Annotated in this window: 17 protein-coding genes; 8 read left to right on the top strand and 9 right to left on the bottom strand. The window is 67.8% G+C overall.

Translation table 11 applies throughout. From position 1 onward, the window contains the following. Positions 1-6: 6 nt before the first annotated feature. Complete coding sequence (locus tag AC07M8_RS17575; protein WP_495175526.1) at positions 7-1152, bottom strand: aldose epimerase family protein; 1146 nt, start codon at positions 1150-1152, stop codon at positions 7-9. 136 nt (positions 1153-1288) lie between these two features. Here AC07M8_RS17575 and AC07M8_RS17570 point away from each other — a divergent pair, with 136 nt between their 5' ends. From AC07M8_RS17570 to AC07M8_RS17545, 6 genes are all read left to right on the top strand, one after another. Beyond that, on the top strand, positions 1289-2599 hold the full coding sequence (locus AC07M8_RS17570) for a sugar MFS transporter (protein ID WP_495175525.1): 1311 nt from the start codon (positions 1289-1291) through the stop codon (positions 2597-2599). Positions 2600-2865: 266 nt separating this feature from the next. Further along, positions 2866-5547: a TonB-dependent receptor gene (locus AC07M8_RS17565; protein WP_495175524.1), complete on the top strand. Its 2682-nt coding sequence runs from the start codon at positions 2866-2868 to the stop codon at positions 5545-5547. A 61-nt stretch (positions 5548-5608) separates the two neighbouring features. Next, positions 5609-6646 (top strand): arabinan endo-1,5-alpha-L-arabinosidase, encoded by a 1038-nt coding sequence (locus tag AC07M8_RS17560; RefSeq protein ID WP_495175523.1) that lies wholly within the window; start codon positions 5609-5611, stop codon positions 6644-6646. Then, positions 6643-8082 carry a family 43 glycosylhydrolase gene (locus tag AC07M8_RS17555; RefSeq protein WP_495175522.1) on the top strand — a complete coding sequence of 480 codons (1440 nt, stop codon included), beginning with the start codon at positions 6643-6645 and terminating at the stop codon, positions 8080-8082. The genes AC07M8_RS17560 and AC07M8_RS17555 overlap by 4 nt, the downstream gene beginning before the upstream one ends. Before the next feature lie 164 nt (positions 8083-8246). After that, positions 8247-9398 (top strand): PepSY-associated TM helix domain-containing protein, encoded by a 1152-nt coding sequence (locus AC07M8_RS17550; RefSeq protein ID WP_495175521.1) that lies wholly within the window; start codon positions 8247-8249, stop codon positions 9396-9398. Next, positions 9395-9610 carry a hypothetical protein gene (locus AC07M8_RS17545; RefSeq protein WP_267395409.1) on the top strand — a complete coding sequence of 72 codons (216 nt, stop codon included), beginning with the start codon at positions 9395-9397 and terminating at the stop codon, positions 9608-9610. The genes AC07M8_RS17550 and AC07M8_RS17545 overlap by 4 nt, the downstream gene beginning before the upstream one ends. Before the next feature lie 33 nt (positions 9611-9643). Here AC07M8_RS17545 and AC07M8_RS17540 read toward each other — a convergent pair whose 3' ends face one another. The 4 genes from AC07M8_RS17540 to AC07M8_RS17525 form a co-directional block, all read right to left on the bottom strand. Beyond that, the gene (locus AC07M8_RS17540; protein WP_495175520.1) at positions 9644-10423 is read right to left on the bottom strand and encodes a hypothetical protein; all 780 of its coding nucleotides are present in this window, start codon (positions 10421-10423) and stop codon (positions 9644-9646) included. Positions 10424-10512: 89 nt separating this feature from the next. Next, positions 10513-11556 carry a rod shape-determining protein gene (locus AC07M8_RS17535; protein ID WP_495175519.1) on the bottom strand — a complete coding sequence of 348 codons (1044 nt, stop codon included), beginning with the start codon at positions 11554-11556 and terminating at the stop codon, positions 10513-10515. Positions 11557-11714: 158 nt separating this feature from the next. Continuing rightward, complete coding sequence (glpK, locus tag AC07M8_RS17530; RefSeq protein WP_495175518.1) at positions 11715-13211, bottom strand: glycerol kinase GlpK; 1497 nt, start codon at positions 13209-13211, stop codon at positions 11715-11717. A gap of 36 nt (positions 13212-13247) precedes the next feature. Further along, a complete protein-coding gene (locus AC07M8_RS17525; protein WP_495175517.1) occupies positions 13248-14111 on the bottom strand; it encodes an MIP/aquaporin family protein in 864 nt (287 codons plus the stop codon). A gap of 187 nt (positions 14112-14298) precedes the next feature. On the opposite strand from AC07M8_RS17525, the gene AC07M8_RS17520 reads away from it, so the two are divergent. Then, positions 14299-15849 (top strand): glycerol-3-phosphate dehydrogenase, encoded by a 1551-nt coding sequence (locus AC07M8_RS17520; RefSeq protein WP_495175516.1) that lies wholly within the window; start codon positions 14299-14301, stop codon positions 15847-15849. A gap of 9 nt (positions 15850-15858) precedes the next feature. Continuing rightward, entirely contained in the window at positions 15859-16704 is an 846-nt protein-coding gene (locus tag AC07M8_RS17515; protein ID WP_495175515.1) for a DeoR/GlpR family DNA-binding transcription regulator, read from the top strand. Between the two features lie 19 nt (positions 16705-16723). Here AC07M8_RS17515 and treY read toward each other — a convergent pair whose 3' ends face one another. From treY to glgX, 4 genes are read right to left on the bottom strand one after another with little or no spacing between them, the layout of a single operon-like run. Beyond that, complete coding sequence (gene treY / locus AC07M8_RS17510) at positions 16724-19051, bottom strand: malto-oligosyltrehalose synthase (protein ID WP_495175514.1); 2328 nt, start codon at positions 19049-19051, stop codon at positions 16724-16726. Continuing rightward, positions 19048-20979 (bottom strand): 4-alpha-glucanotransferase, encoded by a 1932-nt coding sequence (gene malQ / locus AC07M8_RS17505; protein WP_495175513.1) that lies wholly within the window; start codon positions 20977-20979, stop codon positions 19048-19050. The genes treY and malQ overlap by 4 nt, the downstream gene beginning before the upstream one ends. Further along, positions 20964-22658 (bottom strand): malto-oligosyltrehalose trehalohydrolase, encoded by a 1695-nt coding sequence (gene treZ, locus AC07M8_RS17500; RefSeq protein WP_495175512.1) that lies wholly within the window; start codon positions 22656-22658, stop codon positions 20964-20966. The genes malQ and treZ overlap by 16 nt, the downstream gene beginning before the upstream one ends. Then, complete coding sequence (glgX, locus tag AC07M8_RS17495; RefSeq protein WP_495175511.1) at positions 22655-24769, bottom strand: glycogen debranching protein GlgX; 2115 nt, start codon at positions 24767-24769, stop codon at positions 22655-22657. Before glgX ends, treZ begins: the two co-directional genes overlap by 4 nt. Between the last annotated feature and the right edge of the window lie 68 nt (positions 24770-24837).

The following is a 24837-nucleotide window of genomic DNA, read 5'->3' as shown; positions in this document are numbered from 1 at the left end:
CTCGGTTCAGCCGGTCGTCGACAGGCGGAAGATCATGCGGTGGTGATAGGGGTGCGCCGGATCGACGCGCGCGGAGCCGAACGCCGGCTGGTTGGGGGTGTCCGGAAACTTCTGCGGTTCGAGCGCGATGCCGTCGCCCATCCGGTACACATGCTTCGACTTGCCGATATAGGTGCCGTCGAGGAAGTTGCCGGTATAGACCTGGACGCCCGGCTGGTCGGTCCACACCTCGAGGACGCGGCCCGATGCCGGATCCTCGAGCCGTGCGGCGAGCTTGGGCTGCTTGGTCTGGCCGGCATCGAGCGCGAAATTGTGGTCGACGCCGCGGCCGAACACGATCTGCGGGTCGGTGCCGTCGCGCAGGCCCTCTTCGAGAACCTTGCCATGGGTGAAGTCGAACACCGTGCCGGCGACCGGCTTCAGTTCGCCGGTGGGGATCAGCGCCGCGTTGACCGGGGTGTAGCGGCTAGCCGGGATCGTCAGCCTGTGGTTGAGGATGCCGCCCGCCGCGCCTTCGCCGGCAAGGTTGAAGATCGCGTGGTTGGTGAGGTTCACCACCGTCGCCGCATCGGTCTTGGCATCATAGTCGATGGTGAGGTCGCCCGATTCGCTCAGCGCATAGGTCGCGGTCACCTGCAGCGTGCCGGGATAGCCCTGGTCGCCCGCCGGGCTGGTCAGCGCCAGGGTGACGCTTGCCTGCGGCCCGCTCTTGACCGAGACGATCCGCCAGTTCTGCCGGTCGAAGCCCTTGGTGCCGCCGTGCAGCGAGTTGGTTTTGTCGTTGAGCGGTAGCTGATAGCTCTTGCCGTCGAGCGTGAACTTGCCGCCGGCGATGCGGTTGGCATAGCGGCCGACGCTGGCGCCCCAATAGTTGGGCGCATCGGCATAGGTCTGGACGTCGTCATAGCCCAGCTCGACGTCCGCGAGCTTGCCGGCGCGATCGGGCACCATCAATTTCTGCAGCGTCGCGCCGAAGCTGATGATCCGTGCCGACACGCCCTTGGCGTTGCTCAGCGTCACGGCCTCGATTGCGGTACCGTCCTTGAGCGTGCCCGCGGATTCGCGCTTGGCCTCGGCGGCGAGCGCCGGGTTCGCCCATGCCGTCGTCGCCAGTAAGGCGATCATCAACCCCGTCTTGCCCAGCTCGCGCATAGCCTCTCCTCTCGGTCGCGCGCCGTTGACGCGCCGTGTGCAGGCATATAGTCCGACAAAAAGAAATAGGGCAAGTAAAGTGGTGTCGCCGGCAATGCGAACGCCCGCGCCATGCCCATCAAGGAGAAGGAGATTTATGCCCGCGCCCATCTCTGCCGGTACCCCGAGCGGGGTTCATCCCGCCGCTGCGGGCGGTAGCTACCGCTCCGCGCTGAGCCTGCTCGCCAGCCTCTTCTTCATGTGGGGCTTCATCACCGTCATCAACGGCACCTTGCTGCCGCACCTGCGCAGCGTGTTCAACCTCAGCTACACGCAGACGACGCTGATCGAATCGGTGTGGTTTATCGCCTATTTCTTCGCCTCTATCCCCTCGGCCAAGCTGATCGAGCGGGTTGGCTATCAGCGCTCGATGGTGATCGGCCTGGCGATGATGGCGGTCGGCGCATTGATCATGGTCCCCGCGGCGCGGATCCCCTCCTATGAGGTGACGCTGTTCGCCCTGTTCGTGATCGCGAGCGGCATCACCCTGCTCCAGGTCGCCGCCAACCCTTATGTCGCGGTGGTCGGCACGCCCGAGACGGCATCCTCGCGGCTCAACCTCGTTCAGGCGTTCAACTCGGCCGGCGCCACGCTCGCGCCGCTGTTCGGCGGCTATCTCATCCTCGGGCGGACGACCTCGGGCACGGCCGCGGCCGGTGCTGCGGCGCTGACTCCGGCGGAGCGGCTCGCCGACGCCCAGTCGGTGGTGCTGCCCTATCTGATCGTCGCCGCGGTGCTTGCCGTGCTCGCGGTGGTGATCGCCCGCTTCCCGCTCCCCGCGATGGGTGCCGCCACCCAGCGTTCGGCCAAGGCGGACCGCCAGGGCCAGTCGCTGTGGAAGCATCGCAACCTGGTGTTCGGCATCCCCGCGATCTTCATCTACCTGATCGCCGAGATCGGCGTCGGCAACCTCTTCATCAACTTCGTCTCGCAGCCCAACATCGGCAATCTCACCCACCAGCAGGCGTCGGATTACCTGTTCCTGCTGTGGGGCGGGATGATGGTCGGCCGGCTGGTCGGCGCGTTCGTGATGCAGAAGGTCGAGGCCGGCCGCGTGCTCGCCGTCGCCAGCATCGGCGCCGCGGTGGTGATGCTGATCGCCGCCTTCACCTCGGGCCATGTCGCGATGTGGGCGCTGATCTCGGTCGGGCTGTTCCACTCGATCATGTTCCCGACGATCTTCACCCTCGGCATCCGCGGCCTCGGGCCGCTCACCGAAGAGGGCTCGGGCCTGCTGATCATGGCAATTGCCGGCGGCTCGCTGGTGGTGGTGCAGGGCTGGCTTGCCGACACCTATGGTCTGCAGACCTCGTTCCTGCTTACCGCGGCCTGCGAACTCTACGTGCTGTTCTATGCCGTGTGGGGCAGCCGGGTGACCGAGGCGCTGCCGGACCCGGTCGTCCACTGATCGGCCACTTCGGCGGCGCCTGACGACCGGCGCCGCCCTCCTGACTTTGATGGCAACCGCCCGCAGGCATGAGCTTGCGGGCGGTTTGTCGTTGTGGAGGGGTGCATGCCGACCGGTGCGGTCGGGCGTGGCGGATTGGCAACAGCTAGCCAGCACCTGCCATTCACACGCAAAACCAGGTTGCAACTGACGGAGGAGCCTTCTAGCCAATTGTCCGAGTAATAATCCGCGAGCGCCAATGCCGCGGAGCAATGGAGAGGATAATCATGCGCTTGAAGCATCGTGCCGTGCTGACCGCATCAGTGTTCGCCATCACCGCGTCCGTCGCGGCACCCGCCTTGGCACAGGACGTCAACAGCAGCGTCGCCGGCCGCTCGGGCGCGACGCAGGCGACGACGCCTCAGTCTCAGGCCACGACCGACACGCCGACGGCACCCGATGCCGCTGCCCCCGCGCAGAGCCAGGATACCGGCGACGACATCGTCGTCACCGGGGTCCGCGGCAGCCTCGCCTCGGCGCAGGCGCTCAAGCGCAACGCCACCCAGATCGTCGACTCGATTGTTGCCGAAGATATCGGTAAATTGCCGGACAATACCGTTTCCGATGCGCTTCAGCGCGTCACCGGCGTGCAGGTGACCCGCGGCGCCGGCGAAGCCGGCACGGTGCTGATCCGCGGCCTGCCCAATATCACCACCCTGATCAACGGCCGCGAGGCCTTCACCGGCACGGCGCGTGGCGTCGCGCTGCAGGACATTCCTGCCGAACTGATTGCTGGCGTCGACGTCTACAAGACTACGACGCCCGACATCGTCGAAGGCGGCCTGTCCGGTACGGTCGACGTTCGCCTGCGCCGCCCCCTCGATTTCGACGGCCTGCAGATCGCGGGCGGCGGTCGCGCGGTGTACAGCGACCAGTCCAAGAAGTGGGGCTATATCGGCAGCGGGCTGGTGAGCGATCGCTGGACCACCGGCATCGGCGAGATCGGCGCACTGGTTGGCGTCTCGTACAACCGCCGCCAATATCGTGACGATACCGCGTTCGATTTCGTCTCCAACCCGATCGCGGCGGGGCAGCCGGCGATTCCCGACACGGTCGGCGGTACCTATGCGCTCGGCGAGCGCAGCCGCCTCGCGGTCAACGGCTCGCTGCAGTGGAAGCCGTCCGACAATCTCGAATTCTACGCCGACGGCATCTTCACGCGCTACAAGAACACCCACGACGTCAACTTCTTCATCGGCCTGCCCAAGGCCGCCGAAACGACGACCGTGACCGGCACCTACCCCGACAGCCCAGAACTCGCCAGCGGCACCACCTCGACCAACGCCTACACGCTGACCAGCAAGCAGGCCTATGCCGACAAGACCGATACCTATCAGGCCGATATCGGCACCAAGTGGACCACCGGGCCGGCGGTCTTGTCGACCGAGGTAACTTATAACTATTCAAAGCTGCCCAACCGCAGCGTCATCCTCGACACCTCGTTCAACGCGCCGACGATCGGGATCAACTTCGACAACAAGGGCACGCCGCTGGTCAATATCGGCGGAGTCGACGTTACCGACCCGGCCAATTTCACGCTGCGGACCCTGTTCGACAACCATAGCGTCGCGACCAGCAAGCAGTGGGCGTGGCGTGGCGACCTGCTGTACACGTTCGATGGCGGGCTGCTGACCAACTTCAAGATCGGTGCCCGCTACACCAACCGGCATGCGGCCTCGCAGGCGACCGCATCGCAGGGCATCGGCATCACCAATCCGGTGCTGCTGAGCAGCGTCGACGGGTTGAGCTCGCTGTCGCCCAACGATCTGGTCAAGGGGGCAGCCGGCATCGGGCAGTTCGCGCTCGCCGATACCGACTATCTGCTCGACAATACCGATACCATTCGCGCGCTGTTCTCGCAGCCCGCGGGCGATCGGGCCTATGACCCGAGCCTGGCCTTCTTCGATACTGAAAAAACCTACGCCTTCTATGGCCAGGTCGGCTATGGCTTCGATGTCGGCACCTTGCGGGTGAGCGGCGTCGGCGGCGTCCGCGTCGTCAACACCGTCGAGGATCTGGTCGGCGCCGGCGTGTCGGGCAAGGCCAATTACGTCAACGTGCTGCCGAGCGTGAACGCGAAGGTGGAACTCACCGACAAGCTGCAGCTGCGCCTGTCCTACGCCAAGACGCTGACCCGGCCGGACTTCGCATTGCTCAATCCGCTGGTAAGCTACACCACCACCGGCACCACCGGTAACCAGAACTATGTCTACACCGGCGGCGGCGGCAATCCCGATCTCCAGCCGATCAAGACGACCGCCTATGACATCTCGCTCGAATATTATCCTGCACGCTCGACGTCGATCACCGCCGCCGGCTTCTACAAGGATCTGAGTGGCTACATCCAGACCTATACCGGCGACGAAATCTACCAGGGCCAGCGGGCGCTGGTTAGCCGGCCGCGCAACACCGGCTCGGGCAAGCTCTACGGCACCGAACTTGCCTACCAGCAGTTCTTCGATTTCCTACCCGGCGCGCTCAGCGGCTTCGGTGCCCAGGTCAACGGCACCTATATCATCGGCACCACCGAGGATCCGATCTTCGGTGGCCAGCAGCGGCTGGTGAATGTCTCCAAATATTCGTACAATGTGGTCGGCATCTACGAGAAGTACGGCATCTCGGCGCGGCTCGCCTACAATTGGCGCTCGAGCTTCGTCGACAGCTACACCTCGGGCGGCTCGCAGGCGAGCAGCATTGTCGTGCAGCCGACCGGCCAGCTCGACTTCTCGGGAAGCTACGCGCTGACCTCGAACATCACGCTGACCTTCGATGCGACCAACATCACCGATCGCGTCTATCATGATCGCTTCGAGGGGCTGAGCCAGACCACCGGCCTCTACTCGAGCACCCCGCGCGATACCCGCACCTATGATCGCACCTTCGCCGTGGGTGGTCGCTTCAAGTTCTAGCCTGCACGACGAGCGGGGCGGCGGTGCCGTCTCGCTCGTCGTTGCACAGGGAGATACGCGCATGTCGCTTCGGACCTATCTCGCCACGGCGCTGGCGGCGGCATGGCTGGCGAGCGGCGGCAGCGCGCCCGCGCAAGCCCCGGCGTCGTCATCCGGCCCCGCCGATACCGGACCGATCAACTCGGTGATCACCGGCGACCTCGTTCCCACCCACGATCCGGTGCTGGCGAAGGACAAGGGGCGCTATTACGTTTACGGCACCGGCCTCAACGTCAAGACCTCGCCCGATCTGATCCACTGGACCGCGGCGGCCAAGCCGTTCGCCGCGCTGCCCGGCTGGGCGACGACGGCGATCCCCGGGGCCAAGGACATGTGGGCGCCCGACCTGTCGTTCTGGAACGGCCGCTGGCACCTCTATTATGCGGTCTCGACCTTCGGCTCGAACCGTTCGGCGATCGGCCTCGCCACCAGCCCGACGCTCGACCCCAACGCGCCCGGCTTCGGCTGGCGTGACGAGGGCATGGTGGTGTTGTCGCGGCCCGGCGACGACTTTAACGCGATCGACGCCAACCACGTCATCGATCGCGACGGCCGCCACTGGCTGTCGCTCGGCAGCTTCTGGACCGGGATCAAGCTGTTCGCGCTCGATCCCGTCACCGGCAAGCTGCTCCACCCTGCGGAGAAGCCGGTGTCGCTCGCCAGCCGCCACGCGCCCGCCGGCGGCCCCAACCCGGTCGAGGCGCCGTTCATCGTCAGCCACGGCGCCTATTACTATCTGTTCGCGAGCTATGATTATTGCTGCAAGGGCGTGAACAGCACCTATTACACCGTGGTCGGCCGCGCCGCGCGGATCGACGGGCCTTATCTGGGCAAGGACGGCAGCCGGCTGCTGGATGGGGAGGGGACGATCGTTCTGCGCGCCGATCTCCAGGAGCAGGGGCGCTTCCGCGGCCCGGGCCATCCCGGCATCTTCCATGACACCGACGGCAAGGATTACATCGTGTACCACGCCTATGACAAAGCCGCGCGCGGCGCCCCGACGCTGCGCATCTCGCCGCTGAACTGGACAAGCGACGGCTGGCCGGAGGCGGTGCGTTGAGCGCGCCCTGGTCGCCGAGCCGCCGCGGCGTTCTCGCCGGGATCGGCCTTGCCGGCGCCGCGCCGGCGCTGGCCCGCGCCGCTGGCGCGGCAGCTGCCCCGGCGGGCGCGGTGCCGCAGAACCCGCTGGTCCGCCAGCGCGCCGACGCGCAGGTGTTTCGCCATACCGACGGCTATTATTATCTCACCGGCTCGGTGCCCGAATATGACCGGCTGGTGCTGCGCCGGTCGAAGACGCTGGCGGGGCTCGCCACCGCCGACGAGCGCGTGCTGTGGCGCCATCTCGCCAGCGGGCCGCTGTCGGGCTTCATCTGGGCGCCCGAGCTCCATCTCGTCGACAATCGCTGGATCATGTACTTCGCCGCCGGCCCGAGCGGTGGCGGCGAGGACGTGTTCCGCATCCGCACCTGGGCGGTGGTTTGCGACGGGCCCGATCCGATGACCGGCAGCTGGCGCGTGCTCGGCCAGTTCCAGGCGCCGTGGGACAGCTTCAACCTCGATTCGACCAGCTTCGTCCACCGCGGCACCCGCTATTTCGCCTGGGCGCAGCGCGAGCCGGGGATCGAGACCAATTCCAACCTTTATCTCGCCCCGCTCAAGACGCCGCTGACGCTGGCCGCCAAGGCCGTGCGCCTGTCGGTGCCGACACTCGACTGGGAGATCCAGGGCTTCAAGGTCAACGAGGCGCCGGCGGTGCTTGAACGCCACGGCCGGCTGTTCATGACCTATTCGGCAAGCGCCACCGACCAGCGCTATTGCCTGGGCATGCTCACCGCGCGCGCCGACGCCGACATCATGCAGGCGAGCAGCTGGACCAAATCGCCGCAGCCGGTGTTCACCACGTCAGTGGCGACCGGCGTCTATGGCCCCGGGCACAATTCGTTCACCGTCGACGAGCAGGGTCGCGACATGCTGGTCTACCATGGCCGCGACTATGCCGCGATCAAGGGCGATCCGCTGTTCGACCCCAACCGCCATACCCGGGTGCAGCGGCTCTACTATCAGGCCGACGGCACGCCGGACTTCGGCGTGCCCGTCGGCAACGGCCCCTTGCCCGATCGGCTGTCGTTCGCCGCGCACGCCGGCCAGTTCGTGGTGCATCGGCAAGGCGCGCTGCAGCTCGGCAGCGGGCCGCTCGCCGACACCCAGTTCCGCTTCCTGCCATCGGGCGCGTCGTCGGATCTGGTCGCGATCCAGCCGATCACGCGGCCCGAGTCGCGGCTCGGTTGGGATGCGCAGGGTCGCGTGACGCTGGTGGCGCCGGGCGCTGGCAGCAGCCAGCTGTTCCGCCGGGTTTCGATGGGCAGCAACAGCGTGGTGCTGCAGGCGGCGGGCAATGATCGCCAGTGCCTCCAGCCGACGTCCGGTGGCGGACTGGTGATGCAGGTGCCCGCCAAGGGCATCGCGGCGCGCGCGCTCGCCATCACTCTCAGCTGATCTCCCCCGTCACGTCAGCCTGAGCCGGGAGTGACGGGCAGGCGTCGACGCTTGCCCGCCGTCTCCCCGGTAACCGCTTGTCGATCCCCGGGGGTTGCCACGCCAACCCCCTTCACCTAACAACGCTATTGAAAGTCACTCGCAACGATCGGCCAAGCGCAGGAATGACCAACACGACCGTCCGCGCCTGGTATCTGGTCCACAAATGGACCAGCCTCGTCTGTACGCTGTTCCTGTTCATGCTTTGCGTCACCGGCTTGCCGCTGATCTTCACCGAGGAAATCGACGAACTGACCTCGCCGGCGCCGGCCGTGTCCGCCGCGCCGGCCGGGCCGCCGGCGTCGCTCGACAGCATCGTCCGCACCGCGCTCAAGGATCGCCCCAAGGACGTCGGCCAATATCTCAGCTTCGACGAGGAAAAGCCGGTCGTCTATGTGACCACCAGCCCGCCGGACAAGATCACCGACTACACCTTCCGCGGCTATGACGCCTATACCGGCAAGCCGGTCGGCGCCGCAAACAACGGTGGCGGGGTGATGGCGTTCATCCTGCGCCTGCACACCGACATGTTCCTGGGCCTGCCCGGCCTGCTGTTCCTCGGCTTCATGGGCCTGTTGTTCTTCGTCGCGATCGTCTCGGGCGTGGTGTTGTACGCGCCGTTCATGCGCAAGCTGCGGTTCGGCACGCTGCGCACCACCCGCAGCCGGCGGCTGAAGTGGCTCGACTATCACAACCTGCTCGGCGTCGTCGCGCTGGCGTGGGCGAGCGTCGTCGGCCTCACCGGGGTGATCAACACGCTGGCAACGCCGATCGTCCAGCTGTGGCAGGCCAATGATCTGGCGCGGATGACCGCGGCTTATGCCGGCCTGCCGCCGATCGCGCCGGGCAAGCTCGGTTCGATCCAGGCGGCGGTGGACACCGCCAAGGCCGCGGCGCCCGGCAACCGGCCGCAATTCGTCGCCTTCCCCGGCACCACCTACAGCAGCAAGCATCATTATGCGGTGTTCCTCCAGGGCAACACGCCGCTGACCAAGCGGCTGCTGACCCCGGCGCTGGTCGATGCCGTCACCGGCAAGCTGACCGCGATCGCGCCGATGCCCTGGTACGTGCAGGCGCTGCTGGTGTCGCAGCCACTCCATTTCGGCGATTACGGCGGGCTGCCGATGAAGATCCTGTGGGCGCTGCTTGATCTGGTCACGATCGTGATCCTCGGCTCGGGGATCTACCTGTGGCTCGGCAAGCGGCGCAGTTCGCTCGACGCGCGGGTGCGCGAGGTCGAGACCGGCGGCATCGCCGTGCCGGTGACCTCCGCATGAAGGCCTATCCGTCGGTCCGCCCGGCGCCGCCACGCCGCGGTGCCCAGTCGCTCACCACCATCTTTGCAGTGCCCATGGCGATCGGCGTGATCAGCTGCATCGGCCTGATCAGCGCGCTGACCGGCGACGGCCTTCGCGACATGATCTCCTGGGTAGCGTTGGTGATCCCGATCGTCGCGATCGTCTGGGCGATGCGCACGCGCCGCTGCTGACGCTTGCACTGTAGAACGACGGGTTCAGCAGTCCTACTTAGATTCGGATCGATCCTTGATTCTGATCTCGATAGAGACCCACGATCCAACCATCACCTTGCCACCCACGCGTGGCGGTCGGATAAGAAACTGCCACGCGGCATCGCGTATGCCCCGTGCATATCCCGATCCGGCCGGAGATTCCCCGAGAATTCGGCAATCCTCAACATGGTAAGCTGCAATCGTCTTGCAGGCGATGGTCGCCCATGCGCCAACGGGCAAGTTGCGTGGCGTGTAGAATGACAGCTGGGAGTCGCTCGGCTCCTTGTACCATTCCGCCTTGTATAGGCGCACGCCGCCGGGGCCTGCGCCGGGGCCGTAGGTCGAGCCGCTGTCCTTGCCGCTGCCGGTGCCGTCGCCCTCGTCCGCCTCGGCGTCGCTCGCCGGTGCTGACTGGATCTTGCTGATGTCGGACGACGCCAGCGACAGGTTGAGCATCTTGGGGAAGGGGGGCGTGACCGGGGTGGGGGTGGTCGGCGTGGTCTTCACCGGGGTCGGCTCCGAGCGCTTGGGTGGCGCCCCGCCGGACGTCTTGGCAGTTACCGGCTTGCGGGTGCGACTGTCGGCGGTGGAGGTGCTCTGCGGCTCGGGCAACATGCTGAAGGTGGTCGGCGGCCGCTCCAGCTCGCGCGGCGGCGGGTTGAGCGTGGGCGCGAGCCGCAGCAGGAGCCAGATGATGAGGATGTGCGCGGCGACTGCGAGCAGGAACGATCCTGTCCGCCGGCGAGTGGCGCGCGGGGTGTCCGACGAGGGCAGGTAGGACGCCGAACGCATTGGCCCTGCGCCTAGACGGCGGGGCCGCGCACTGCAACTGTCGAAAGCGTCATCGGCCTGTCAGGCTGGCAGGACGCCCCGGTGTCATCTCAGATCTCGCTCATCACGCCGTCATACACCGGGTCTTCCAGCGCGCGGCCGGCGCCGAGCGCGACGCAGGTCAGCGCATCCTCGGCGACGATCACGGACAGCCCGGTCGCTTCCGACAGCACGGTGTCGATCCCCGCAAGCAGCGATCCGCCACCGGTCATGACGATGCCGCGATCACCGATGTCGGCGGCGAGTTCGGGCGGGGTCTGCTCCAGCGCGACCAGCACCGTCTCGACGATCTGGCCGATCAGGTCGGCGACCGAGCCGGCGATGTCGCCCTGGCTGACTTCCACCTCGCGCGGCACCCCGGCGACCAGATCGCGGCCTTTGACCATCATCGTCTCGCCATGGCCGTCGGCGGGGAAATGGGCGATGCCGATGGTGAGCTTGATCCGCTCCGCGGTCGCCTCGCCGACCATCAGATTGTGGCGGCGGCGGATGCTGGAGGCGATCGCCTCGTCGATCTTGTCGCCGCCCACCCGCGCCGAGGCGCTATAGGCAAGGCCGCGCAGCGAGAGCACCGCGACCTCGGTGGTACCGCCACCGATGTCGACGATCATCGCGCCGATTGGCTCCGTCACGGGCAGGCCGGCGCCGATCGCCGCCGCCATCGGCTCCTCGATCAGCAGCACGCTGCTCGCGCCGGCGCTGGACGCGGCCTGGCGGATCGCGCGGCGCTCGACTTGGGTCGCCCCCGACGGGATCGACACCGCCACCTTGGGTCGCCGCGGCAGCCGGCTGGGGCCGCCATGCGCCTTGTCGATGAAGTGCTTGATCATCTGCTCGGCGACGTCGAGGTCGGCGATCACCCCGTCGCGCATCGGCCGGATGGTCTGGGTGCCGTCGGGGGTCTTGCCCATCATCAGCTTGGCCTCGACGCCGACAGCGCGGACCCGGGCGATGCCGTCGATCGTCTCTATCGCCACCACCGACGGCTCGTTGAGAACGATACCGTGATTGCGCAGGTAGACGACGGTGTTGACGGTGCCGAGATCGATCGCGAGATCGGTCGAGGCGAGGCTGAGGAAACGGGGCAGACGCATGAGCTGGATGGTTCCAGGCCGAAAAATGCGGCCGCAGCAAGGGGATGGGGTGATTGTCTAACAGCTCCATCCGTGGCCGCCAGCCTGCTTTTCGTCAACGCTGGCTGCGACGGGCGGAGTATGCGGCGGGATCGTAGCCGCGGCCGCCGCCGCGCCGGTCAGGCCGCCGGGTCGGTCAGCGTCCGCGCCAGCGCGCGCTGCCAGCCGGCGATCAGCTTGGCGCGCGCCTCGTCCGCCATCCGCGGCGCGAAGGCATCGCGGCGTGCCCAGGTGCGCGCGAGCGCCTCGAGATCCGGCCACAGCCCCACGGCCAGCCCGGCGTGGAAGGCGGCGCCAAGCGCGGTGGTCTCGAGATGCACCGGCCGTTCCACCGGCACCTGGAGCATGTCGGCGAGGAACTGGCACAGCCAGTCGTTGGCGGCCATGCCGCCATCCACGCGGATGGTAGCGGGCGCGGCGCCGCCGTCGGCGATCATCGCATCGGCAAGGTCCATGGTCTGGTAGCCGACCGCCTCGAGCGCAGCGCGGGCGAGGTGCGCCGCGGTGGCGCCGAGCGTCAGCCCGAAGATCGCGCCGCGGGCGTCGGGATCCCAGTGCGGCGCGCCGAGGCCGACGAAGGCGGGGACCATATAGACGCCATGGCTGTCGGGCACCTGCGTCGCCATGTCGTTGGTTTCGCGGGCATGGGTGATCACGCCGATGCCATCGCGCAGCCATTTCACCGCGGCGCCGGCGACGAAGATCGAGCCTTCGAGCGCATAGGTCATCTTGCCGTTCAGCCGGTAGGCCGGCGTGGTGAGCAGGCGATGCTCGGAGTCGATCGCCTCCTCGCCGGTGTTGAGCAGCATGAAACAGCCGGTGCCATAGGTCGACTTGGCCATGCCGGGGGCGAAGCAGGCCTGGCCGAACAGCGCCGCCTGCTGGTCGCCGGCCATACCGGCGATCGGGATCGCCGCGTCGAACAGCCCGGCGGCGGTGGTGCCGAACAGGTGGCTGTTGTCATGCACCGTCGGCAGCATCGCCATCGGTACGCCGATCAGCGCGCACAATTCCTCGTCCCAGCGCTGCTCGCGGATGTCGTACAGCAGGGTGCGGCCGGCGTTGGTGACGTCGGTGGCGTGAACCGCGCCGCCGGTCAGCCGCCACAGCAGGAAGCTGTCGATGGTGCCGAACGCCAGCTCGCCGGCCTCGGCGCGGGCACGCGCGCCCTCGACATGGTCGAGGATCCAGGCGAGCTTCGTGCCCGAGAAATAAGGGTCGAGCAGCAGCCCGGTCTTGGCGCGCACCATCGGCTCGGCGCCCTCGGCCTTCAGCCGCGCGCAGACCTCGGCGGTGCGGCGGTCCTGCCAGACGATCGCGTTGTGGATGGCAGCGCCGGTGGCGCGATCCCATACCACCACCGTCTCGCGCTGGTTGGTGATGCCGATCGCGGCGATCCCGTCGGCGCCGACGCCGCTGTCGGCGATCGCCTGGCGCGCGGTGGCGAGCGTGTCGCGCCAGATGTCCTCGGGGTCATGCTCCACCCAGCCGAGATTGGGGTAATGCTGCGCGAATTCGGTCTGCGCGGTGGCGACCGGGCGGGCATGGACGTCGAACACGATCGAGCGGGTGGAGGTGGTGCCCTGGTCGATCGCCAGGATGTGGGTGGGGGCCATGGGCGTTCCTCGTGCTGATCGTTGTCGGTTCGGCGCTCAGTCGCGCCTAGCGTCGGCGCGGCGCGGCAGATAGGGTTTGACCAGGAACTGGTAGACCGCCGCGCCGCACACCCCGCCCGCGAACGGGCCGGCGATCGGCACCCACCAATAGTTGTCCGGCCCCGGCAATGCAGCGTCGCCCCAGCCGAAAAGATAGCAAAACAACCGCGGTCCGAAGTCGCGCGCAGGGTTGATCGGCCACGCCTCCAGATACCCGGCGGACGCCCCGATGCAGGCGACCAGCAGGCCGATGATCAGCGCGCTGGCATTGGCCATCGGCGCTTGGGTGTTGAATTCGTCGGTGATCGCGAAGATGCCGAGCAGCAGGATACCGGTGAGGATCACTTCGTCCCAGAAGGCGTGGATCGGGGTGATATGCTCGCCAGGATGGGTGAAGAACACGCCCGCCGCGCCGCCGGCCTCGCGGCCGACGCCATGGAGGGTGTTGAACGCATCGATCACCGGCGAGAACATCTGATAGACCAACGCCGCACCGATGAAGCCGCCCACGACCTGCGCGGCCATATAGGGCAGCACCTTGTGGCGGGGAAAACCGCGGAACAGCGTCAGCGCCAGCGTCACCGCCGGGTTAGCGTGGGTGCCCGAGACGGCACCGGTGACGTAGATGGCGGTGGTGACGGCGAGACCCCAGGCGATGCACACGCCCCAATAAGCGGTAGCATAGGGGCTTGGATCGTACAGCGTGAACATCGCCGCCGCGGAATCGCCGAGGCCGATGACGATCGCCATAGCCAGCGTCTCCGAGATTAGCTCGCCGATCAGCTTGCGGGCGGGTGACAGCGGCGGCGCGCTCGCGCTTGCTGATGCCACGGTGGTTGCCGCTTCGTTCGGGTGCGCCATGCCTGCCCGTCCTCTCGTTATCGTTGCGTCGCTTCGCGACGCCCTCGCTCCCTTGGGCCAATTAAAACGAACGTCAACAGTTTCGTTCGAATGATCAATTGAGTTTTCGAGCGTTCGGATCTACATGAAGCGAACCGAATGGCGCGCGACGTTGGATAAAGCACCGCGCTATCAAGAGGATGTGACGATGGCCAGTCCGATAGCCGTCAGCGGGTACGATGTGGATATGCTGGTAGTCGGCGGCGGCATCAACGGCGTTGGTATCGCCCGCGACGCAGTCGGCCGCGGACTGCGAATCATGCTCGTCGAGCAGGACGATTTCGCCAGTCACACCTCGTCCGCCTCGACCAAGCTAATCCACGGCGGGCTGCGCTATCTCGAATATTACGAATTTCGCCTGGTACGCGAGGCGCTGATCGAGCGTGAGCGGCTGCTCGGCATGGCGCCGCACATCATCTGGCCGCTGCAATTCGTGCTGCCGCAGACCAATTCGCCGCGGCCGGCGTGGCTCGTTCGGCTCGGCTTGTTCCTGTACGACCATCTCGGCGGTCGCAAGAAGCTGCCCGCCACGCGCACCGTCAGCCTCGATACCGACCCGCTCGGTGCCGGGCTGAAGCCAGGCAAGGCCAAGGCGTTCGTCTATTCGGATTGCTGGGTGGAGGACAGCCGGCTGGTGGTGCTCAACGCCCGCGACGCCGCCGAGCGCGGTGCGACCTTGCTCACCCACACCCGCCTGATCGATGCCGAGCGCCAGGAAGGCGGCTGGCGCGCCACGATCGAGGATGCGGCAGGGCGGCGCACGGTAACGGCACGGGTGCTGGTCAACGCCGCAGGGCCGTGGGTCGCCGACGTGCTGGGCAAGGTGCCTGATGCACGCCGCGATCGTGGCGTGCGGCTGATCAAGGGCAGCCATATCATCGTGCCGCGGCTGTTCGCTGGTGATCATGCCTTCCTGCTCCAGAACCGGGACAAACGCGTCGTATTCGCCATCCCCTATCAGGGCGGGTTTACGCTGATTGGTACCACGGACGAGGCGTGGCGGGGCGCGCCGGGCAAGGCGACAATAAACCAGGCTGAAATCGCCTATCTGTGCGCAACGGCGACCCGCTATTTCGAGAAGCCGACGACTCCTGCCGATATCGTCTGGACCTATTCGGGAATCCGGCCGCTTTATGACGACCATGCCGCCAGCGCGTCGGCGGTAACGCGCGATTATGTGCTCGATCTCGACGCCGAGGACGGCCGCGCGCCGATGCTGAGCATCTTCGGCGGCAAGATCACCACCTATCGCAAGCTCGCCGAACACGCGATGGCCGAACTCGCGCCGTTCTTCCCCGAGGCGGGCACGGCGTGGACGGCGGGCGCGGTGCTGCCCGGCGGCGACATGCCGGATGCCGATTTCGAGCAGTTCCTGACCCGGCTCACCGCGCGCTTTCCATCCTTGCCGGCGACGCTGCTGCGCCGGCTGGCGCGTGCTTACGGCACGCGGGCTGACCGGTTGCTCGGCGATGCCCGCGATGTCGCCGATCTCGGCGAGCATTTCGGCGCCGACCTCTACGCCCGCGAGATCGATTATCTGGTGGACCAGGAATGGGCGCAAACGGCGGAGGACATCCTGTGGCGCCGCAGCAAGCTTGGCCTCCACGTGCCGGCCGGCGCGGCCGCGGCGATCGACCGCTATCTCGCGGGCAAGGCGTTGATCGTGCGCGAACCGTCGCTACTGTCCGCCGCTCAATGAGAAGGGGGCATGGATGATCGGCTGGGCAGACACCGCGACGCAGATCGCGCGCTTCTGATGCCGGACCAGCCGAGCTCAGCCGATGTCGTCGCCGCGCGCCATCGCGAGATCCTCGAGCTGGCGCGACACGCCGGCAGCGTCACCGTCGATGATCTTGCCGAGCGGCTCCAGGTAACCCCGCAGACCATCCGCAAGGACCTAAACCTGCTCGCCAAACGCTCGATGCTGGCGCGGGTCCATGGCGGCGCGGTGGTGACTTCGGGGGTCGACAACATCGCCTATGACGAGCGCCGGGTCGTCGCCTCGGGCGCCAAGGCGGCGATCGGCGCGGCAGCGGCGGCGCTGATCCCGAACGGCGCGTCCTTGTTCATCAACATCGGCACGACGACCGAGGCGGTTGCGGCCAATCTTGCACACCACCGCGAATTGATGGTGATCACCAACAACCTCAATGTCGTCGACCTGCTTAATGGCCATGACAGCGTCGAGCTGGTGATGGTCGGCGGCCGGGTGCGCGGCAGCGATCGCGCGGTGGTCGGCGGGCTGGCGGTGGACTTCATCCGCCAGTTCAAGGTCGATTATGCGCTGATCGGCGCCTCCGCGATCGATCCCGACGGCGACCTGCTCGATTTCGACCTGGATGAGGTCCAGGTGTCGCAGACCATCATCCGCAACGCGCGCCAGGTGATCCTGGTCGCGGATTCTACCAAGGTGGATCGCCCGGCGCCGGTGCGGATCGGTCATCTCGACGATGTCGATTTCTTCGTCACCGATCACCTGATCGACCGCACCTTGCGCGACGTTTGCGAGCGCAGCGGCACCGCCTTGATCGAAACCGATTTCGGCCGCGGATAACCGGCGGGCGCCGCTCAGGTTACCCGTTGGCCGCGAACCAGACGGCACCGTCGCTGAACGCCTCATCGCCATCGAGCTGCCGCCCCGAGGCGAAGCTGATCGCCGCGCCTTCACCCGGCAGCGCGGTACCGCGCAGCAGCACCGCGACATCGAGCGTCTCCTCACCGGCCCGCCGGGTGAAGGCGAGGATGCGCTCGCCGGCGGCGCCCGCCACGGTGGCAGGCTCGTAGCTCCCTTCAGCGAACAGACCCGGTCGCGCGCGGCGTAGCGCCAGCAGCGCGACGATCAGCGCCAGCTTGGCGTCACCGCCGTCGTCGAGCAGCGCCTGCCGGCGGGTATAATCGACCGGCCGGCGGTTGTCGGGATCGACCAGGCTGAGATCCGCCAATTCGGTGCCCTGATAGAGGTCCGGCACGCCCGGCAGCGTATAACGCAACGCCACCTGGACCAGGCTATTGGCCTCGGCGGCAGGGGCGATCTCCGCCAGGAACGCTTCGAGGTCGGTTGCGAAGCTACGATCGGCGAGCAGCGCGTGGACCAGCTCGGCGCAAGCCTGTTCATAGGCCTCGTCCGGAGCTTCCCAGGACGAGCGCAGCTTGCCTTCGCGCAGCGCCTTCTGCTGCCAGGCGATCACCCGTTCGGTGAAGTCGGCCGAGGCGCCCTCGGCTGGCCAGGCACCGACCAGGGTCTGAAGCAGCATGTAGCGATCGGCTGCATCGACATCGTGATCCGACGCCACGTCCAGCCAATCGTCGACGCGCGCGGCCCAGCGATCGGGGATCTGGCTCAGCACCGCGAGGCGCGCGCGCATGTCCTCGCCGCGCTTGTGATCATGGGTCGCGGTGGTGAGCATCGCCCGCGGCACCTCGCGGGCGCGCGTCATCATGTCGTCGTGGAACTCGTCGATCGGCACGCCCAGCGTCTCGGCATCGAAGCCGACGTCGTTGCGGCTGAGCAGGCGACCGTAGCGATAGAAAGCGGTGTCCTCGACCGCCTTGGCCGCGATCGGCGCTGAAAGCTGCTGGAACCGCCGCACCGCCTCAGCGGCCAGCGCGCGGTCACCGGGGCCGTCGCCGGCGAGCCAGGCGAGGACGAGATCGACCACCGGCGCTTCGCCTGGCGGGATCAGATCGGCGACCTGCTCGCGCACCAGCGCGCGGGTGCGCGCGTCGCGCTCGGGCGCGGCGGCGCCATTGCCATAGGTGCGGTAGACCGGGAACACCCACAGCATCCGCTCGATCGCGCGGCGCAGCATCGCCGCGGTCAGGCCATCGCCTTCGGGCGCGGAGGCGGCGAGCGCGGCGAAGGCAGCGACGCAGCCGTCGAGCTGACCGCTGAACTGCCAGGCGAGCAGGTCCTGCCGCGCCGCAAACTCCTCGGGCGCAAAGAATTCGCCGCGGCCGCTGATCCGGTCCCACAGCGCGCCGAGCCCCGGCTCGCCGGCGGGGTCGTGGATCAGCGTGCTGACCTGCTCCATGAAATCATAGCCGCTGGTGCCATCCGTTCCCCAGCCGGTCGGCTGCGGCTCGCCGACGCCGAGGATCTTCTCGATGACGAGATAGGCGTCGGGCCCGAGCCGCTCGCGCAGCTTGCGGCAATAGCCGATCGGGTCGGTGAGGCCGTCGACATGGTCGACGCGGACGCCGTCGATCAGGCCCTCGTCGTGCAGCCGGAAATAGAGCGTGTGCGTGGCCTCGAACACCAATGGATCCTCGATGCGGACGCCGGCGAGATCGTTGACGGTGAAGAAGCGCCGCCAGTTGAGCTCGTCATTGGCGACGCGCCATGAGGCGAGGCGGTAATGCTGGCGGTCGAGAAGGTCGGCGAGGTCCAGCGTGGCGGCCTCGACGCGGTCCTCGGCCCGGATCGGGAAACGGTGCTCGCCATAGGCCACGATCTCGTCACCCTCGAACGCGAGGTCGCCATTCGCCAGCGCCTGCGACAGCGGATCGCCGAGCACCGGCAGCACCAGGCGGTGACGCCAGTCAATGTCGAAGAAGCGCGCAAACTCACTGGCCTCGCCGTTCGCGAGCACATCGTTCCACCAGGCGTTGCCGCCGCCCGCGACGCCCATGTGATTGGGGACGATGTCGATGATCATCCCCATGTCGCGCGCGCGCAGGGCCGCGACCAGGCGACGGAAGCCGTCCTCGCCGCCAAGTTCGGGGTTGATCCGGGTGGGATTGATTACGTCATAGCCGTGGGTGGAGCCGGCACGCGCCACCGTGATCGGCGAGGCGTAGAGATGGCTGATCCCGAGCTGGTCGAGATAGGGCACCAGCGCCTCGGCATCGGCGAAGGTGAAGTCGCGGTGGAACTGGAAGCGATAGGTGGCGCGCGGGGTCATGCGGTGGCTTTCGTCAACAGGGCGGTGCGGCGCGACACGTCGGGACGGGCGAGCAGCGCGACGGTGGTGTCCGGCATCCGGCGTCGCCAATTGGGGTGTTCGGTGGTGGTGCCGGGCAGATTGGGCTGCTCCTCGAGGCCGAGCAAATCCTCGACCGGCACGATCACCAGCGGGCAGGGAGAGCCGGCGACAAAGCGCAACGCCGCATCGACCGCCGGCGCCGGTTCGGCCGGCACCGGGCCACTGGCAACACCGGCGTCGGTGAACGCTTGCCACATCGCCGCGCGCTCCTCGTCGCGATGAACGCTCACCTCGGCCAGGTCGGCGTCCGGGTCGGTACGGCCGAGCGCCGCCGCCCATTCGAGGTCGCGCCCGCGCCACCAGCCGGCGACGGTGGCGGTGTCATGGGTGCCGGTCATCGCCGCCGCGTCGCTGCCCCAGTCGCGGTTGGCGATGAAGACGTCGTCCTGCCGCTCGAACGGCAGCACCTTCATACCGAGCATCGAGCGCTCGGCCAGCGTGTCGCGAAAACCGGGCGTCACCGTGCCGAGGTCCTCGGCGATGATCACCGCCTGCGCGCGGTGCGATTCCAGCGCGATCAGGCGGAGCATGTCGGCGAACGGCATGGTCAGATAGGCACCGTCCGCCGCCGAGCCGCCGTCGGGGATCACCCATAGCCGCTTGAGTCCGAGCGCGTGATCGATGCGCAATCCCCCGGCATGAGCGAGCGCGGTGCGCAGCGTCTCGACGAACGGCGCAAAGCCGGTCTGCTGCAGCGCAAACGGCGACAAAGCGGTGATGCCCCAATTCTGCCCCTGCGGGCCCAGCGGGTCGGGCGGCGCGCCGATCGACAGGCCGGACAGGAGATCGCCGCGGCGGCTCCAGGCGTGGCTGCCGCCGACATCCATGCCGACGGCGAGATCGGCGATCAGGCCGATCCTCATCCCCGCGCCGGTGGCGGCCGCCTGCGCCGCGGCGAGGCTGCGCTCGGCGAGCCATTGCAGGAAGGCGTAGAAGGCGACGTCATCAGCGTGTTCGGTCGCAAAATGGGCCACTGCATCGCCGGCGCAGTCGTGGAACGCCGTCGGCCAGTCCTGCCAACCGGTCGCGCCGGTGGCGATAAGGAAATGCGCATGCAGCGCATCGAAGCGGGCATGCGCTTCCAGCGCCGCACCGCGGTCACGGCGATAGGCAGCCAGATCGGCTTGGGCGTCCCCCGACAGCGCCGAAAAGATCGCGCGCAGCTGGGCAAGCCGCTCGGGCAGGGCCGCCGGCCAGTCGATCAGCGCCGGTCCTGCCGGCGTGCTCGGCGAGGATCCCACCAGCGTGGGGTCGGCCAGCAGGGCGTGATGGAACAGCCGAGTGGAAGGCGAATAGGGGCTGAACCGCGTCGGATCCGCTGGGAAAAGCGCGTGGGTGGGGCTGATCGCCAGGGCATCGGCACCGGCGGCGGCAAAGGCGCGCGCCGCTTCGGCGAGCGTGCCGAGATCGCCATAAGCGCTCGGTCGCGAGCCGCGCAGGCCCGGGATCTGCACCGCCGGCCCCCAATACCGCCCCGGCGGCAGGGTGAAGCAGCGCGGCGGCGCGACCGCGAGCTGCCACTCGCCCGCGCCGGCGCGCAGCCGATGATAGCCCGCGGTGTCGATAGCCGCGATCCGGTGCGCGGCGTCGATCAGCATGTTGCGCTCGGTGCCGTCCTCGAGGATCAGCCTGGCGGGCCCGGCCGGCGCAGTCGCCGGCAGCGTGATCGGTGCGTGCTGGTCGGCGGTGACGAAGCGACCATCGCCGGCGTCGGTGTCCAGCACGGCGAGGATCGCATGCAGCACTTCGTCGGTCACGCGATGCGCGACACCGTTCGCATCTTTCCAGTCGACCACCAGCCCCGCGGCGGCGGCCGCCGTGCGCACCGCGGTCATGGAGTCAGCCACGCCGCAAACCGCGCGCCGTCGCGGTACAGCGGCAGTTCGGCCGGTTCGGGCCAGACCACCGCCTCGTCACCCAGATCGAGCATGATCGTCAGCGTCGTGCCATCGCCCATCCGCCAGCGCGCGACCACCGCTGCGGGCCCGATCGCCTCGGCTGCGATCGACACCGCCCCGGCGAGCCGCGGCACGATCTCGCGCGCGCGCCGGTCGAGCAGGGTGCGGTAGAGCGGATGCCAGTGATGCGCGTGCGGGCCGGGCGCGGGGCGCGATTGCGCGAAGGTGGCCTGCGCGTTGGGATCGGGAATCCGTTCGCGTGCCGCCGGGTCGGCGAAGGCGTCGAACTTGGCGAATTCGCGCCGCCGACCCTCGCGCACCGCGTCGGCCAGTTGGTCATGGAAATCGGTGAAGAACAGGAAGGGCGTGTCGCTGCCGGTGTCGTCGCCCATGAAGATCAGCGGGATCTGCGGGCCAAGCAGCAGCAGCGCGGTCGCGGCGCGCAGCTTGTCGGGATCGGCGAGGACGGTCAGCCGCTCGCCCATCGCCCGGTTGCCGATCTGATCGTGGTTCTGGAGGAACGACACGAAGCGGGTGGGCGCGAGATGCGCGCTTGGCTTGCCGCGCGGCGCGCCGTCGTGATTGGGCGAGCCCTCGCCCTGGTAGATAAAGCCGTCGGCAAGGCAGCGCGCCAGCCGCTCGGCGGGGCGATCGGCAAAATCCTGGTAATAAGCGCTGGTCTCGCCGGTAAGCAGGACATGGAGGACGTTGTGGAAATCGTCGTTCCATTGCGCGTCGAACGCGTCGGCGCGCAGCCGCTCGGCGTCATTGCCCTCATTTTCGAGCACGAGATGAACATGGCGATCCGGCAGGGCGGCGCGGATCTCTGCGGCCATCGCGTCGAGAAAGGCGTCGTTGCCGATGGCGTGGACCGCGTCGAAGCGCAGCCCGTCGATTCGATAGTCGCGCAGCCACATCAACGCATTGTCGACGAAGAAGCGATGCACTGCGGGTTGGTTCACCGCGACGGCGCCGCCCCAGGGGGTTTGGACCGCCGCGTCGAAGAAGTCGCTTGCATAAGCGCCGAGGTAGTTACCATCGGGGCCAAAGTGGTTGTAGACCACGTCGAGGAACACCTGCAGCCCGAATTCATGCGCGGCGTCTACCAGCGCCTTCAACTCGGCAGGGCTGCCATAAGCCTCGGCGGGCGCATAGGGCAGCACGCCGTCATAGCCCCAGTTGCGCGTGCCCCCGAAGACGTTGACCGGCATCAGCTCGATCGCGGTGACGCCAAGCGCGGCCAGCGACGGCAGTTCGTCCATCACCCCGGCAAAGCCGCCGAGCACGCCCGCATGGAGCTCGACCAGCACGGTTTCTTCCCACGGCCGCCCGCGCCAGTCGGTGGCGCGCCAGGGGTGGTGATGGTCGATCACCAGGCTCCAGCCATGCACCCCGCCGCTCTGCGCGCGCGAGGCGGGGTCGGGCACGGCCAGATCGTCGGCGAGGCGGAAGCGATAGCGCGTGCCCGCGCCGACCGGCGCAGTTGCGGAGAACCAGCCGTCGTCTCCGCGCGCCATCGCCACGGCGTCGCCGCCGTCGATCTCCAGCGTCACCGCGTCGCGGTCCGGGGCCCACAGCCGAAACCGGGTGCGCCCGTCGTCGAGCAGCTCGGGGCCCCAGCCGCTCATGCCGGCGTGTCCGCGGTGTCGAGCGCGCTGGTCCAGGTCAGCAGCACCGCGCCTTGCGGACCGACCTCATATTCGTCGTCGATTTCCACCTCGCCCTGCTCGGGCCTGGCGCTGTCGATCAGCACGATCCGCTTGGATTCGGGCGGCGGCAGCTTGAAGGTGATCGGCGTCTCGGCGGCGTTGATCAGCAGCGACACGGCTTCCACCTCGCCGCTCTCGGTCTGCACCGCGCGGCGCATCATCAGGGCGCGGCCCTCGGGGTTGTTCCAGTCCTCGGGCGAGAGCTGGTGGCCCTGCTCGTCCCACCATTCGATGTCGTTGATGCCATGGCCGGGCGAATTCTCGCCGTAGAGGAAGGCCGAGGCGCGCAGCACCGGATAGCGCCGGCGCAGGTCGGCAAGGCGTGCGGTGAAGTCGATCTGCACCTCGCCAGCGGGGCTCGCCGCCGCCGTCCAGTCGAGCCAGCTGATCTCATTGTCCTGGCAATAGGCGTTGTTGTTGCCGCCCTGCGTGCGCCCGAACTCGTCGCCGGCGACCAGCATCGGCGTACCCAGCGAGGCGAGCAGCGTCGTCAGCATCGAGCGCTGCACCCGGCCGCGCGCGTCGTTGATCGCGGGATCGTCGGTCGGCCCCTCGACACCCCAGTTGCGCGAATGGTTATTGTCGTGGCCGTCGCGATTGTCTTCGCCGTTGGCCTCATTGTGGCGCTGCTCGTAGGCGACGGTGTCGGCGAGGGTGAAGCCGTCATGCGCGGAGAGCAGGTTGATGCTCGCCCAGGGCCGCCGCGCGCGCCGGTCGAACAGGTCGCCCGACCCCGACAGCCGCGCGGCGAGGTCGGCACGCTGGCTCTCGTCGCCGCGCCAGAACTGGCGCACCGTGTCGCGATATTTGTCGTTCCACTCGGCAAAACCGGGCGGGAAGTTGCCGAGCTGATAGCCACCGGGGCCGACGTCCCAGGGCTCGGCCATCAGCTTCAAGCGCCCGAGCACCGGATCCTGGCGGACGACGTCGAAGAAGGCGGCGCCCGGATCGAAGCCGGTCTCCTCGCGGCCGAGCGTCAGCCCGAGATCGAAGCGGAAGCCGTCGATGCCGAAGCTCGTCGCCCAGTAGCGCAGCGAATCCGCGACCATCTGGATGACGCGCGCCTTGGAGAGGTTGAGCGTGTTGCCGGTGCCGGTGTCGTTGATCGTGTAGCGCGGCTGATCCTTGACCAGGCGATAGTAGCTCGCATTGTCGAGCCCGCGCCATGACAGCGTCGGGCCCTTCTCCGACCCTTCGCAGGTGTGGTTGTAGACGACGTCGAGGATCACCTCGATCCCAGCCTTGTGCAGGCGGTGGACGGCGCGGCGCAGCTCGTCCTGGCGATCGGTGGAGAAATAGGCTTGTTCGGGGGCGAAGAAGCCGAGCGTGTTATAGCCCCAATAGTTCTTGAGGCCCTTTTCCTGCAGGAACCGATCCTGGGTGAATGCCTGGATCGGCAGCAGCTCGAGCGCGGTGACGCCGATCCGCTTGAGGTGCGCGATCACCGCGGGGTGGCCGAGCGCCGCATAAGTGCCACGCTCGCGCGGCGGCACCAGCTCCATCAGCTTGGTCAGGCCCTTGACGTGGGCCTCGTAGATCACCGTTTCCGACCATGGCGTGTTCGGCCGCGTGTCGCGCGACCAATCGAAATGGTCGTCGACCACCACCGCCTTGGGCATCGCCGGCGCGCTGTCGCGCTTGTCGAACGAGAGATCCTCCTTGGCGCTGCCGACCCGATAGCCGTGGAGCGCGTCGGTCCATTTGATCTGGCCGGCAAGCTTGCGCGCATAGGGATCGAGCAGCAGCTTGTTGGGGTTGAAGCGATGGCCTTCCTCGGGCGCGTAGCGGCCATGGGCGCGATAGCCGTAGAGCAGGCCGGGCTCCATGTCCGGCAGATAGCCGTGCCACACCTCGTCGGTGCACTCGGGCAGGGTGAAGCGCTTGATCTCGCGGCGGCCCGAGGGATCGAACAGGCATAGTTCGATGGCATCGGCATTGGCGGAGAAGACCGCGAAATTGACGCCCATGCCGTCAAAAGTGGCGCCCAGCGGGTAAGGAGTGCCCGGCTCTAGCCGGTCAGGCAGCGACATCGATGATTGTCCCCCAAGGATCTGATTGACGGCGAGAACGCCGGGGCCGGGGCTAAGCTCCCGAGACC

Source organism: Sphingomonas sp. GW821-FHT09E03 (assembly GCF_059416225.1).
Note: the sequence above shows the minus strand (reverse complement) of the source record. Positions and strands in the feature narration are given on the sequence as shown.